Origin of the sequence: Pseudomonas sp. NBRC 111124 (assembly GCF_001320245.1) — a bacterium.
In the GTDB taxonomy this organism is placed as follows: domain Bacteria; phylum Pseudomonadota; class Gammaproteobacteria; order Pseudomonadales; family Pseudomonadaceae; genus Aquipseudomonas.
In genome coordinates this window covers 1-13,738 of record NZ_BCBA01000038.1, presented here as the reverse complement: position 1 = coordinate 13,738, position 13,738 = coordinate 1, and the positions used below count along the sequence as shown (strand labels likewise).

The window sequence follows — 13,738 nt, the reverse complement described above, 5'->3', positions numbered from 1 at the left end:
CGATCTCATAAGCGCTGAAGCTCTGGTGCCAAGCACAGTGCAGCCCTGAAGCACTTGCCCCATCGCCGTCTATGCTTGTCCCTGCGTCGAGCCAAATGTACCTCGATGATCATTCCCATTACCCAGGAGAACGCGACATGAAATACGTGACACTGCTGGTGGCTGCCTGTTTGGTGAGTTTTGGTGCCCACGCCGCTGATGAGGCCAAGACCAATTGCGATGCGAAGATCAAGGAGCTGGAAGCCGACCACAAAGCCAGTGGCCAGGCGATGCACGGCGGTATGGCGCATGATTTCAAAGTGAAATGGGAGCAAGCCAAAAAGGCGCGTGATGCGGAAGACTGGGCCGGGTGTCAATCTGCCGCCGACCAGGCCAAAACCATCTATAACAAGGCGCGCAGCCGATAGCGCCCTTTTGATGCGGGCCTCTGCGCAGTAGAGTCTGCGAAGCGGCCCGCATGGCTGTCATCAGAACCAGCGGTCATTCTTCTTCCGCCCACGGGTCAGCGCCGGCAGGATCAGCCCCGCCAGCAAGCCCGCGCCGGCGATGCTGCCGCCATAGACCATGTAACGCATCATCACCTGTTTATTCTCGTCGCCCAGGCGTGCCTGGGTATCGCGCAGGCTCGACTGGCTCTGGTCGAGCTGTTCGTTGAGGGCCTGGTTGCGCGCTTCCAGCTCATCGATGAGTTTCTTGCGCGAGTCCAGCGTTTCCTGCATGCCCTGCACGCGGTTCTTCCAGCTGTCATCGATGGTCTTGAGCTGCCCGGACAGCTCCGCCACCTGTGCGTCGAGTTGCGGCAGGCGCTCGTTCTGGCCCGGCACCGACTGCAGGTCGCTGGTGAGGATCCACACCAGATCGCCGTTTTGGCCACGCACCTGGCTGTAGTTGCCCTGGCTGCCGATCAAGGTGAGTTTCTGCCCGGACTTGAGCGTGCCGACGATACGGTGGCCATCGGTCGGGCCACTGCGCACGTAGGTGCTCAGGCTGTCGCTGACCCAGCGCGCATCGCTGGCCGGCTCTTCGGCATGCGCGGGGACGGCTAGAGCCACCAGGGCGGCGAGCAGGGTGCCGCGCAGGGCAGGGAGGGCAAGGGAGGCTGGGCGGGATTCAGGCATGTGGGGTCTTCGCTGCAACAGGAAAAATAGGCCCGATCACTGTAGATCAGCGACGGGGCCGGCGAACCGGTCGGTGAATTGACCGTCAGGGACAGACCGCATTTTTGTCAGCAGGTTCACTGCTGGATGTAGGAATTGCCTACAGAATGTTGCAAAAGCCGAGCTAGAGGCGCTGCGCGCGCATGCCCAACCTTGCTATCCTCGCTGGCACTCACCGCAGCGAGCCGAGCATGCCAAAGCCGAAGAAGCACGGCCTCACCACCGCAGACAGCAAGGCCGTGAACACGGGCGTACGAAGCGCTGGTCAATGCCCGCGGTCGTTCAGGTCGACACCACGGTCCTGGCCAGGCAGTCCTTGCAATTGACGATGGTTTCCCGCGGGCCCGCCTGCACATGCACCAGGTTCGACCCGCACATGGCGCAGAACAGCGTACTGCCGTTGGCATCCGCTTGGCCCGGCAGGTCGGCGATGTAGTCGCGGACCGTGCGGCACAGGCCATGATCATCCTGCTGCAGCAACACATCGAACAACGCCTGGCTGAAGCCTGAGCGCGGGGCATGGGTGTCGTAGCCCGATAGCGTGAATTGCCATTGTTCCCGAATGGCTCGCTCGCTCATCGACAGCATGCTTCCGGGGATGGTGTTGGCGGCGTGAAGCTTGCTGACCTGGGCACGCGCAACGAATGACAACGCCCCGCGCACGGCGGTGTTGGCCAGCGACCAGATGTGCCGCACGGGGTGCACCTCGAGCAGTTGTGCGGCCACTTGCGCGGCTTTTTTTCTGGCCTCGAAGGGCAGGCCGTGTTCCTCGCTGCGGGTGGCGATGTAGGCACAGACTTCCTCGTTGCAAAGCAGCTCGATGGCTGCGGCGATTTCGTCGCGCCAATGCGCCTGCGGGCCATTTGACAGCGCCTTGTGCAGGGTACGGTAGAGAGGACCAAGGGCGGCCCGCTGGTGGCCGTCGAGGCTGACATTGGCGATCCAGCGCACCTTGTTCTGCCACGCTTTCGGGGTGGGGTCGTCGCTGAAAGCATCCAGCGGCGAATCGGGGTCGACCAGCAGGATCTGGTCCTCGTGCAGCGCCAGCAGGATACTCGAATCCATGCTCAGGGACGGGCTGACACGCGCATCCCCGAGGGTTTTTTCTGCAGCCAGGATGCACTCGCTCTGCGCATCCATGCGTATCGCGAGCATGGCCAGCAACTGCAATTGGCGAGTGATCGACAACGCGTGCAACGGTACGGGCTGGTGCTTTGCCAATGACCAGTGCGACTGGATGCGTTGGCGTTGTTCGATGGCCTTGGCCTGCCTGGCCCGTTCACGTGCCGCCAGGCAGGGCTGGCAGGCGCAAGCGCGCTGCCATTGATTGCGCCCGGGGAAGTAATGGCGGTGGGCGCAGTTCGGGCAGTAGGCCAGGTTGTCGTTCCAGCTGTGGGCCGAGCGGCTTTTGCGCCGCTCATACAGGCTGACTTCGCAATAAGGGCACTCGAGTTCGGCGCAAGGCACCGGGGGGAAGGCCTTGATCAGGCTGCTGGGGGCGATGTCAATGGCGTAGCGTTCGAGCAGCAGTGCTATTTTTTCACCGCCGATGTACTGCTCGTACAACGCCTCGATCTGTTCGGCGCTGAGGTGTTGCAACTTTGATTTGAAGTCCGACAAACCTGTATCTCCTTGCGAAATGTCGCTTGTGAGGTTTGTCAGGAATGATGCAGTGCCTTGGAATCTGTGGGTTGTGGGAAATTTCTCTGAGGCTAGTAGGGCGCTTCTGATTGCTGCCTCACCCAGTGCCGATCATCTGAGCAGCCGCCGCAGCCATCGCCAGCGGGGGCTGAAGGACTAGACTCAAGGCTTCCTGTTATCCCATGGAGCCTGTTGCCATGACTGCCAAGAACACGGTTTGCCTGTGGTTCGACAAGGACGCCGAAGAAGCGGCGAATTTCTATGCCCGGACCTTCCCCGACAGCAAGGTGGTGGCGCTGCACTCGGCCCCCGGGGACTATCCCTCGGGCAAGGCCGGCGAGGTCATTACCGTTGAATTCGTCGTCATGGGCATCCCCTGCGTGGGGCTCAATGGCGGCCCCACGTTCAAGCATTGCGAGGCGTTTTCGTTCCAGGTCAGCACAGAAGACCAGGCCGAGACCGACCGGCTCTGGCATGCCATCGTCAGCCATGGCGGCAGCGAGAGTGTTTGCGGCTGGTGCAAGGACAAGTGGGGCATCTCCTGGCAAATCACCCCGCGCATCCTCATCGAAGCCATCGCCAACCCCGACAGGGCCGCCGCCAAGCGCGCGTTCGACGCCATGATGAACATGGGCAAGATCGACGTGGCGAAGATCGAGGCTGCCTTGGCCGCCAAGCCCTGCCTTTAGAGTTGCAGCCAGGAACACCCTTCCACCTACCCTCGCGTCAGGCGAATGATCTGCCGCGCACAAAAGGCCCCGGTCAAGATCACTCCGAACAACCGCAACGTCTGCATCGCCAGCACCAACCCGACATCGGCATGGGTCTCGACCGCGATGATCGCCATGGCATCCAGCCCGCCCGGGCTGGTGGCCAGGTACATCGACAGGAAGTCCGCACCCATCGCCAGGGTCAGCACATAGGCGCAGGCGGCGCACAGTACGATCAACGCCACTGCCCCGGCGATCATGGTCGGCAGACGCTTCCACACATAACGCACGGTCTGCCGGTCGAAGCGCAGGCCGATGTAGCAGCCGATGGCACCATAGGCAACGGCCAGCAAGGGCCCGGGCAAGTTGATGGTCAGCAGCCCGCTCAGTTGCAGGGCCCCACCCAGCAGCAGCGGTGTCAGCAAGGCACCGGCAGGCAGGCGGCTACCGAGGGTGATGCCCACCAGCACCACGCCAAGGCTGAGCAGGCCGTCGAGCAGGTGCGGGCCCTGCAGCACAGCAGGTGCATTGGCCACTGCGTTTGCGCCCGGTGTGGCGCCGAGCAGGTGGCTGACCAGCGAGCCGATCATGACCACGCACACCACTCGCACATATTGCATGGTCGCCACCACGCGGCTGTCGGCACCGTTTTCCTCGGCCATCGACACCATCGCCGAAGCCGCCCCCGGCGCCGTGCCCCAAGCGGCGGTGCTGCCGGGGATGCCACCGAAGCGCACCGTGCCGAGGCCGACCAGGGCACTGAGCACCACTGTCATGAACGTCGCGATCAGCATCAGGTGCCAGGACTGGGCCATCGACACCAGCACCGCCCAGGTCACCGAGTGGGCGAACAGCAGGCCGACGCAGCCCTGACCGAAGCGGAACACCTGGCGATGCAGGTGCAGTTGTACGCCCGAAATGCCGAAGATGATGGCCACCAGCATCGGGCCGAGAAACAACCCGGCCGGGACGGCCAGGGCGTGCAGCAATTGGCCGAAGGCACCGGCGCAGATCAACAGGGCGAGCCATTGGAAGAGGGTTCTGGAAGAGCCGGGTAGGGCGGTCTGCAACGTGGGTACTCCTTGCGCAGCTTCAACGCGTTAAGGCGGGGGCTGGCAGTGCCAGCGGAGAAAATTATCGACGGCGCAATCGATCAAGTCTATTTTCTACTTTTGATGAATCTATAACTGAAATTCATGAATCATGGACTTGCGTGACCTCACTTATTTCGAAACCATCGCCGAGTTGGGCCACCTGGGCCGGGCGGCGGAAAAGCTCAACCGCAGCCAGCCGGCGCTGAGCAAGAGCATCCAGCGCCTGGAAGAGTCGCTGGGTACCCGGTTGTTCCAGCGCGATGGCCGGCGCATCAAACTCACTGATGTCGGCAAGCTGCTGCTGGCGCGCGGCAAGCAACTGCAGCTGAACATCGCCGAGACCGAGCGCGAGGTGCGCGATTTCGCCAGCGGGCTGGTCGGCAACATCCGCCTGGGCTGCGCGGCGAGCATGGCCGATCACCTGCTGCCGCACCTGACCGCAGCGCTGCTGGAGCGGGCGCCGGAAGTGACCTTGAAGCTGTCCATTGCCCAGGACGATGTGCTCAAGGAATCCCTGCGTGCCGGGCGGCTGGAGGTGATCATTTCACCGCAGATCGCCATGGACCCCGAATTCACCACCTATCCCATCCTCGAAGACGAGGCGATCGTGGTGGCCAGCGCCGAGCACCCGATCTTCGCTGGCCCCATCACCCTGCAGAGCCTGTGCCAGTACCGTTGGGTGCTGGCGGGGCCGACGGTGACCGCCCGGCGCTGGATCGACAACGTGTTCATCGCCCATCAGTTGCCAGCGCCGCAGGTGCAGATCGAAACCAACGCCATCTCGTTGCTGCCACGCCTGATTGCACGCACTCAGCTGCTCAGCTTCGCCGCACGGGAAACCCTCGAACATGGCTTGGGCATGTCCTGGCTGCGCGAAGTGCCGCTCACGCAGACCACCATGCGCCGCACTGTGGCGGTGTCGGTGCGCACGGACGGGTACCTGTCGCCGGCGGCCGGCGCGCTGGTGACGTTGCTGAAGGACAAGGGCAGCAGCTTCTTCGTACGTGACTAGACCAAAGGCTCACTCGCGGCCTGCTGGGCGATCAGCGCCAGGCAGCGCTGCACGATCGGGCTGCTGTCGCCCTTGCGCCGGCTGAGAATGATCGGGCTGACCGCGCTGCGGTCGAGCAGGCTGGTGTACTCGATATCGGTGCGGTGCTGCTGTTGCACCGTCTCCGGTACCAGGGTCACGCCCAACCCGACGGCGACCAGGCCGATGGCGGTCTGCAGTTCGTTGGCCCACTGGCTGACCTTGAGGCTCATGCCGTGGTGCGCGAACAGCGCGAGGATGTGGTCGGCGTAGCTCGGCCGGGGGTTGGCGGGGTAGAGGATGAACGCTTCCCTGGCCAGCTGTTCGAGTGTCAGCGGCGCGCCGGCCAGGGCATGCCCCTTGGGCAGCACGGCCACCAGCGGGTCTTCGCGCAGCACCTGCTGCTGGATCGCCGGGTCGTCGATGCGGATGCGGCCGAAGGCGATGTCGATGCGCCCGCTTTTCAGCGCTTCCACCTGCTGCAGGGTGGTCATTTCGCTCAGGCCCAGTTCCAGCTCGCTGTCCTTGCGCAGCTCACGGATCAGCTCTGGCAGCACCGTGTACAAGGTCGAAGGGGCGAAGCCGATGCCCAGCCACTGGCGCTGGCCCTGGCCGATGCGCCGGGTGTTGTCGCTGATGTTTTCCAGTTGCTGCAGCAGGGTGCAGGTCTGCTCATAGAAGAAGCGCCCGGCCTCGGTCAGCCGCAGTGGGCGTTCGCGCAGCACCAGCACGGTCCCGAGCTGTTCTTCCAGCTGGCTGATCTGCCGGCTCAGCGGCGGCTGGGCAATGTGCAGCAGTTCGGCGGCGCGGGTGAAGTTCAGGGTTTCGGCCAGGACCTTGAAGTAGCGAAGGTGACGCAGCTCCATCAGACCTCCAGGGTATGGTGGGAGATTCATTTGATATTGGACGGCCCTCAGGGTCTCGCGCAATGCTTGAATAATCAAGTAAATGAAGTATCGGGTCTGCAGCCTGCGGCCTGATTTGACGGGACCATACAAAAATGACAAACGCCCTGATCGAGCGCATCGACGCCATCATCGTCGATCTGCCGACCATCCGCCCGCACAAGCTGGCCATGCACACGATGCAGCAGCAGACCCTGGTGGTGCTGCGCCTGCGCTGCAGCGACGGCGTCGAAGGTATTGGCGAGGCCACCACCATCGGCGGCCTGGCCTACGGCTACGAAAGCCCCGAGGGCATCAAGGCCAACATCGACGCGCACTTGGCGCCAGCGCTGATCGGCCTGCCCGCCGACAACATCAACGCCGCGATGCTCAAGCTCGACAAGCTGGCCAAGGGCAACACCTTCGCCAAGTCCGGCATCGAAAGCGCCCTGCTCGACGCGCAAGGCAAGCGCCTTGGCCTGCCGGTCAGCGAACTGCTCGGCGGCCGCGTGCGCGACAGCCTGGAAGTGGCCTGGACCCTGGCCAGCGGCGACACCGCCCGCGACATCGCCGAGGCCGAGCACATGCTCGACATCCGCCGGCACCGGGTGTTCAAGCTGAAGATCGGTGCCAACCCGCTGGAACAGGACTTGAAGCACGTGGTGGCGATCAAGCGCGAACTGGGCGAGCGCGCCAGCGTGCGCGTCGACGTCAACCAGTACTGGGACGAATCGCAAGCCATCCGCGCCTGCCAGGTGCTCGGCGACAACGGCATCGACCTGATCGAACAGCCGATCTCGCGCATCAACCGTGGCGGCCAGGTGCGCCTGAACCAGCGCAGCCCGGCGCCGATCATGGCCGACGAATCCATCGAAAGCGTCGAGGACGCCTTCAGCCTGGCTGCCGATGGCGCGGCCAGCATCTTCGCCCTGAAGATCGCCAAGAACGGCGGCCCGCGCGCCGTGCTGCGCACCGCGCAGATTGCCGAAGCGGCCGGCATCGCCCTGTACGGCGGGACCATGCTCGAAGGCTCGATCGGCACCCTGGCCTCGGCCCATGCCTTCCTCACCCTGCGCCAGCTGACCTGGGGCACCGAACTGTTCGGGCCGCTGCTGCTGACCGAAGAGATCGTCAACGAGCCACCGCAGTACCACGACTTCGCACTGCACGTGCCACGCACCCCGGGCCTGGGCCTGACCCTCGACGAACAACGCCTGGCGCGCTTCGCCCGCCGCTGAAACAAACAGGAGAACTGAACATGCTGTTCCACGTGAAGATGACCGTGAAACTGCCGGTCGACATGGACCCGGCCAAGGCCGCGCAACTGAAGGCCGACGAAAAGGAACTGGCCCAGCGCCTGCAACGCGAGGGCACCTGGCGCCACCTGTGGCGCATCGCCGGGCACTACGCCAACTACAGCGTATTCGACGTGCCCAGCGTCGAGGCGCTGCACGACACGCTGATGCAGCTGCCGCTGTTCCCGTACATGGACATCGAAGTCGACGGCCTGTGCCGCCACCCGTCGTCGATCCACAGCGACGACCGTTGATTCATTCTTGAACCACGACTACCTGACAAGAACAATTCGAGGTAAGCAGAAATGACCGTGAAGATCTCCCACACCGCCGATATCAACGCTTTTTTCGAGCAGGTGGCCGGCCTTGGCCAGGCTGAAGGCAACCCGCGCTTCAAGCAGATCATTCTGCGCGTGCTGCAGGACACCGCGCGGCTGATCGAAGACCTGGAAATCAGCGAGGACGAGTTCTGGCATGCCGTCGACTACCTCAACCGCCTGGGCGGGCGTAACGAGGCCGGCCTGTTGGCTGCGGGCTTGGGCATCGAGCATTTCATCGACCTGCTGCAGGATGCCAAGGACGCCGAAGCCGGCTTGAGCGGCGGCACCCCGCGCACCATTGAAGGCCCGCTGTACGTGGCCGGTGCACCGCTTTCCCAAGGTGAGGCGCGCATGGACGACGGCACCGACCCCGGAGTGGTGATGTTCCTCCAGGGCCAGGTGTTCGATGCCGACGGCCACCCGCTGGCCGGCGCCACCGTCGACCTGTGGCACGCCAACACCCAGGGCACCTACTCGTATTTCGATTCGACCCAGTCCGAATACAACCTGCGCCGGCGCATCGTCACCGACGCCGAAGGCCGCTACCGTGCCCGCTCCATCGTGCCGTCGGGCTACGGCTGCGACCCGCAGGGCCCGACCCAGGAGTGCCTGAACCTGCTTGGCCGTCACGGCCAGCGCCCGGCACACGTGCACTTCTTCATCTCGGCGCCCGGCCACCGCCACCTGACCACGCAGATCAACTTCGCCGGTGACAAGTACCTGTGGGACGACTTCGCCTACGCCACCCGCGACGGCCTGATCGGCGACCTGCAGTTTGTCGACGATGCAGCCGCCGCCCATGACCGCGGTGTCCAGGGCGAGCGCTTTGCCGAGCTGTCGTTCGACTTCCAGCTGCAGACCGCCAAGGCACCAGAGGCTGAGGAACGCAGCCACCGGCCACGTGCGCTGCAGAATAACTGAGCCCTGACTCACCTCTTGTGGGAGCGGGCACGCCCGCTCCCACAGACCTCCATTCCAATAACAATAAAGGTCCTTGGTCATGCGTAATCCCGCCCCGCGTGCGCTCGCCTGTTACTGACAGGTCACTGCCTTGTAATCCCTTTCCAGGCTGTCCCTTCAGGAATTCGCGAGCATGAATACCCTCACCCAAGAGCAACACCTCAAGCAGCACAACAAGCGCTATGTCTACGAATGGTATGTGGTCACCCTGTGCATGGTGGCCTACATCTTTTCGTTCGTTGACCGGCAGATCCTGGCGCTGATGATCGAGCCGATCAAAGCCGACCTGCAGTTGAGCGACACCCAATTTAGCCTGCTGCACGGCCTGGCGTTCTCGCTGTTCTACGCCTTCATGGGCATGCCCATCGCCTACCTGGCCGACCGCTTCTCACGCCCGCGCATCATTGCCGTGGGGGTGATCTTCTGGAGTTTCGCCACCGCCGCCTGCGGCCTGAGCAAGAACTTCACCCAGATGTTCCTGGCGCGCATCGGCGTGGGTGTCGGTGAAGCGGCGCTGTCGCCGTCGGCCTACTCGATGTTCAGCGACATGTTCCCCAAGGAAAAGCTCGGCCGCGCCGTGGGCATCTATTCAATCGGCTCGTTCGTCGGCGGCGGCATTGCCTTCCTGGTCGGCGGCTACGTGATCACCTTGCTCAAGGACGCGCCGACCATCGAGGTGGCCTTCCTCGGCGCGATGAAAGCCTGGCAGCTGGCGTTCTTCATCGTCGGCCTGCCGGGGGTGATCGTCGGCCTGCTGGTCTGGCTGACCGTGCGCAACCCGCAGCGCAAAGGCGCACAACTGGATGCCGACGGTCAGGTACGCAAGGTCCGCCTCAGCGATGGCCTGCGCTTCATTGGCCGCCACCGGGCAACCTTCGGCTGCCATTACCTGGGCTTCTCGTTCTACGCCATGGCACTGTTCTGCATGATGAGCTGGACCCCGGCGCTGTACATCCGCAAGTTCGGTATGAGCCCCGAGCAGGCCGGCTTCATGCTCGGCACCATCCTGCTGCTGGCCAACACCACCGGCGTGGTGTTCGGCGGCTGGCTCACCGACCACCTGGCCAAGCGCGGGCGCAGCGATGCGGCCATGCGCACCGGGGTGATCGGCGCGGTGGGCATGATCGTGCCGGCGGTGCTGTATTCGCAGGTCGACCAACTGTGGCTGTCGGTGACCTTGCTGGTGCCGGCGATGTTCTTCGCCTCGTTCCCGATGCCAGCCTCCACCGCGGCCATGCAGATCCTCTCGCCCAACCAGGTGCGCGCCCAGGTGTCGGCGGTGTTCCTGCTGATCAGCAACCTGCTCGGGCTGGGCCTGGGCACCACGCTGGTGGCGTTGCTCACCGACCGCTACTTCGGCGCCCCGACGGCGGTCGGTTCGTCGATGTCGATGGTCAGCTTCGGCGCCTCGCTGTTGGCTATCGTGCTGCTGGCCAAGGGTTGCAAGTGCTTCCGTGACAGCATGCGCCGCGAACACCCCACCGAGGCCTGAGATGCTGACGGATATCCAGCTGCTGGAGCGCTTTCCGCTGTTTCATTCGCAGGATGTGGCGCAGATGCAGGTGCAACTGGCCCGTTACCTCTGCCCGCATCGGCTGCGGGTGCTGGGCGGTGCTGCGCCGCAGTTGCAGGTCAACGGCGTGGAGTTTGCCGGGGTACGGCTGCTGCAGTTGCACTACGATGCGCCGGTGGAAGTCAGCCTGGAGGGCACGGGTGCGCAGTACCTGTTCCGTACCACCTTGCAGGGGCAATGCGAGGTCAGTCATGGCCGTGAGCAGGCGGCCGTGGCGGCAGGTGGTTTGAGCGTCAGTTCGCCGTTCGACAGCAGCCGTATCGTCACCGGCGGCGCCTGCCGCAATGCAGTGCTCAGCATGCCCCGTGACGTATTGGAACTGCACCTGCAGCAGTTGCTGGGGCGCAGCCTGAAACAGCCGCTGGCATTCGATGTGCCGCTGGCGGCCGACCACCCCGGTGTGCATGCGCTGGGGCTGACCCTGGATTACCTGTGCCGGCTGTTCGCCCTGCAGCTGAGCCTGGCGCCGTTGCGCCAGGGCCTGGTAGATCACCTGGTGCAACTGCTGCTGACCCAGTTGCCGCACAACTACACCAACGCACTGCTGCAGCCCATGGGCCCACCCTTGCCCAGCCATGTGCGCCGGGCGCGCGAACATATCGAGGCGAACCTGGATCAGCCCCTGGCGCTGGCCACCTTGTGCGCGCTCAGCGGCGTTTCGGTGCGCACGCTGCAGAACGGGTTTCGCCAGTTCCTCGGGCAGACACCGGTCGAATTCATCCGCGACCGGCGCCTGCTGGCGGTGCACAAGGCGCTGCACAAGGGCGAGGGCAGCGTGACCGAGGTGCTGCTGCGCTTCGGCATCAACAGCCCCGCGCATTTCACCCAGCAGTATCGGCAGCGCTTCGGCTGCCGGCCCTGCGACACGCTCAAAGGCTGAAAGCTGCGCAATCGGTAGGATGCCTGCGCGATCCGCAGCGCTGGCAACAGGCGTGATGGCTAGCATCGGCCTACCTTACACACGCGGAGCTCCACCCATGCAAATCACTGTTCTTGGCGGCGGCCACGGCTGCTATGCAGCGGCTGTCGAGATGGCCGAGCGCGGCCATGCTACCCGGCTCTGGCGCCGTGACGCGGCGGCCCTGAAAACCCTGCAGGCGATTGGCAGCCTCACCGTGCGCGATTATCGCGGCACTCGTCACCTGGTCCTTGGCGACAACCTGCAGCTGGTCAGCGACCTGGCCCAGGCGCTGCACGGCGCGGACCTGGTGATCATCCCCTTGCCGTCGACCAGCCATGCGGATCTGGCCGCTGAAGTTGCGCCATTGCTCAACAGCGGCCAGGTGGTGTTTCTGCCACCCGGCACCTTTGGCAGCTACCTGTTCGCCAAGGCCATGGGCGATTGCGGCAATAGCGCCGAGGTGGCCTTTGCCGAAACCGGTACCTTGCCGTACCTGGTGCGCAAGCAGGGCGCCGACCAGCTGGTGATCAGTGCCTACGCCACGCGCCTGCCGACCGGCGTGCTGCCCAGCCGCCTGTCGGCGCATGCCTTCAGCGTGCTGCGCGAAGCCTACCCCAGCGTCGAGCCGATCGAAGATGCCCTGAGTGGCGCACTGATGAACGCAGGGCCCATCATCCACCCGCCGCTGATCCTGATGAATGCGGGGCCGCTGGAGCATTTCGAAGCGTGGGACATCCACAACGAAGGCACCCAGCCCTCGATCCGCCGGGTGACCAATGTGCTCGACGGCGAACGCATGCGCGTGCGCGAGGCCTTGGGCTACCCGGCGCCGCATTTCCCCTTGGCCGACCACTACAACACCGACCAGGGCGATGAATGGATGTATGGCCGCGGTGCCCATGGCAAGCTCACCGACAGTGGCGACTGGCGCGAAAACATCGACCTGCAGCAGCACCGCTACATGCTCGAAGACACTCGCCTGGGCCTGTCGCTGCTGGTCTCGGTCGGTCGCTGGGCCGGCGTGCCGACACCGGTGGCGCAAGGCTTGCTGGCATTGGCCTCGGCAGTGACCGGGCGTGACCTGTATGGCGAAGGCCGTACCCTGGAAAACCTCGGCCTGGCTGAGCTCGACCGCGAGCAGATGGCGGCCCTGCTGCGTGACGGTGTCGCGCCATGAGCGCGCCGTTGCGGCACATTGCCGTGGTCGGTGCCGGGCGGATGGGCGAGGGCATCGCCCTGGCCTTCGCCCAGGCCGGCGTGCACGTCAGTCTGATCGACCTGAAGGCGCGGCCGGCGCATGCCCAGGCCAGCTACTTCGAGGCGGTCAGGCGCAACCTTGCCGTCGAGGCGCAAAGCCTGGTGGCCCTCGAGCTGATCGGTGCGCAGCAGGCCGAGCGGCTGGTGTCGCGCGTGCAACTGTTGACGGTGGAGGAGGGTGGCCAGGCGCTGCAAGCGTGCAGGCTGGTGTTCGAGGCAGTACCTGAAGTGCTTGCGGCCAAGCGCGAGGCCTTTGCCTGGGTCGACCAGCATGTGGCGGCCGGCGCGATCATCGCCTCGACCACCTCGACCTTCCTGGTGACCGAGCTGGCCGCCATGGTCAGCTCGCCAGAACGCATGGTCAACGCCCATTGGCTCAACCCGGCGCACCTGATGCCGCTTGTGGAAGTCTCGCGCAGCGCCGCCACTTGCGAAACGGTCGTCACCGAACTGCTGGCCATTTTGCAGGCCATCGGCAAGGTGCCGGTGCTGTGCAACGCCGCTCCCGGCTTCATCGTGCCGCGCCTGCAGGCGCTGGTGATGAACGAGGCGGCGCGCATGGTCGAGGAGGGTGTCGCCAGCGCCGATCAGATCGACCTGGCGGTACGTACCGGTTTCGGCCTGCGCTTCTCGGTGTTGGGCCTGCTGGAATTCATCGACTGGGGCGGTGGCGACATCCTCCACCACGCCTCGAGCTATCTCAGCCATCACCTGGGCGAGCGCTACCAGGCGCCGGCGTCGGTGCTGGACAACATGGCCAGCGGGCGCAATGGACTGCGCGATGGCGTGGGCTTCTACGACTATCGCGATACCGACATCGAAGCCTACCGCCATGGGCGTCTGGCGGACTTGGTGCAGCGCCTGCACCATACCGGGCTGGCGCCGCGCTTTGCCGCAGGCCTTGAGGCGCTCGATC

Annotated in this window: 14 protein-coding genes; 10 read left to right on the top strand and 4 right to left on the bottom strand. The window is 64.6% G+C overall.

The window, feature by feature from the left end; genetic code table 11:
* The first annotated feature begins 137 nt into the window (after positions 1-137).
* Complete coding sequence (locus APH28_RS15745) at positions 138-407, top strand: hypothetical protein (protein WP_060510828.1); 270 nt, start codon at positions 138-140, stop codon at positions 405-407.
* A gap of 60 nt (positions 408-467) precedes the next feature.
* On the opposite strand, the gene APH28_RS15740 is transcribed toward APH28_RS15745, so the two are convergent.
* Both APH28_RS15740 and APH28_RS15735 read right to left on the bottom strand, forming a co-directional pair.
* Complete coding sequence (locus APH28_RS15740) at positions 468-1,118, bottom strand: TIGR04211 family SH3 domain-containing protein (protein WP_060510825.1); 651 nt, start codon at positions 1,116-1,118, stop codon at positions 468-470.
* Positions 1,119-1,439: 321 nt separating this feature from the next.
* Positions 1,440-2,777 carry a hypothetical protein gene (locus tag APH28_RS15735; RefSeq protein ID WP_256249592.1) on the bottom strand — a complete coding sequence of 446 codons (1,338 nt, stop codon included), beginning with the start codon at positions 2,775-2,777 and terminating at the stop codon, positions 1,440-1,442.
* Positions 2,778-2,995: 218 nt separating this feature from the next.
* On the opposite strand from APH28_RS15735, the gene APH28_RS15730 reads away from it, so the two are divergent.
* Positions 2,996-3,487, top strand: a complete 492-nt coding sequence (locus tag APH28_RS15730; RefSeq protein ID WP_060510823.1) for a VOC family protein — start codon at positions 2,996-2,998, stop codon at positions 3,485-3,487.
* 26 nt (positions 3,488-3,513) lie between these two features.
* Here APH28_RS15730 and APH28_RS15725 read toward each other — a convergent pair whose 3' ends face one another.
* Positions 3,514-4,578 (bottom strand): AbrB family transcriptional regulator, encoded by a 1,065-nt coding sequence (locus APH28_RS15725; protein ID WP_060510821.1) that lies wholly within the window; start codon positions 4,576-4,578, stop codon positions 3,514-3,516.
* 133 nt (positions 4,579-4,711) lie between these two features.
* On the opposite strand from APH28_RS15725, the gene APH28_RS15720 reads away from it, so the two are divergent.
* On the top strand, positions 4,712-5,614 hold the full coding sequence (locus tag APH28_RS15720) for a LysR family transcriptional regulator (protein WP_060510819.1): 903 nt from the start codon (positions 4,712-4,714) through the stop codon (positions 5,612-5,614).
* Here APH28_RS15720 and APH28_RS15715 read toward each other — a convergent pair.
* Entirely contained in the window at positions 5,611-6,498 is an 888-nt protein-coding gene (locus APH28_RS15715) for a LysR family transcriptional regulator (RefSeq protein ID WP_060510817.1), read from the bottom strand. The two genes, APH28_RS15720 and APH28_RS15715, sit on opposite strands and share 4 nt — an antisense overlap.
* Positions 6,499-6,632: 134 nt before the next feature.
* Here APH28_RS15715 and APH28_RS15710 point away from each other — a divergent pair, with 134 nt between their 5' ends.
* The 7 genes from APH28_RS15710 to APH28_RS15680 all read left to right on the top strand — a co-directional run.
* A complete protein-coding gene (locus APH28_RS15710) occupies positions 6,633-7,754 on the top strand; it encodes a muconate cycloisomerase family protein (RefSeq protein WP_060510815.1) in 1,122 nt (373 codons plus the stop codon).
* A 20-nt stretch (positions 7,755-7,774) separates the two neighbouring features.
* Positions 7,775-8,065 (top strand): muconolactone Delta-isomerase, encoded by a 291-nt coding sequence (catC, locus tag APH28_RS15705; protein ID WP_003256111.1) that lies wholly within the window; start codon positions 7,775-7,777, stop codon positions 8,063-8,065.
* A gap of 51 nt (positions 8,066-8,116) precedes the next feature.
* Positions 8,117-9,052, top strand: coding sequence for a catechol 1,2-dioxygenase (catA, locus tag APH28_RS15700; protein WP_060510813.1), 936 nt, complete (start codon positions 8,117-8,119; stop codon positions 9,050-9,052).
* 172 nt (positions 9,053-9,224) lie between these two features.
* Positions 9,225-10,583 (top strand): MFS transporter, encoded by a 1,359-nt coding sequence (locus tag APH28_RS15695; protein ID WP_060510811.1) that lies wholly within the window; start codon positions 9,225-9,227, stop codon positions 10,581-10,583.
* A 1-nt stretch (position 10,584) separates the two neighbouring features.
* A complete protein-coding gene (locus APH28_RS15690; protein WP_060510809.1) occupies positions 10,585-11,544 on the top strand; it encodes an AraC family transcriptional regulator in 960 nt (319 codons plus the stop codon).
* A gap of 97 nt (positions 11,545-11,641) precedes the next feature.
* Positions 11,642-12,742, top strand: coding sequence for an NAD/NADP-dependent octopine/nopaline dehydrogenase family protein (locus APH28_RS15685; RefSeq protein WP_060510807.1), 1,101 nt, complete (start codon positions 11,642-11,644; stop codon positions 12,740-12,742).
* Positions 12,739-13,738 (top strand): 3-hydroxybutyryl-CoA dehydrogenase (locus tag APH28_RS15680; RefSeq protein WP_060510806.1); only part of this gene is annotated, 1,000 nt, incomplete at its 3' end. The genes APH28_RS15685 and APH28_RS15680, both read left to right, overlap by 4 nt.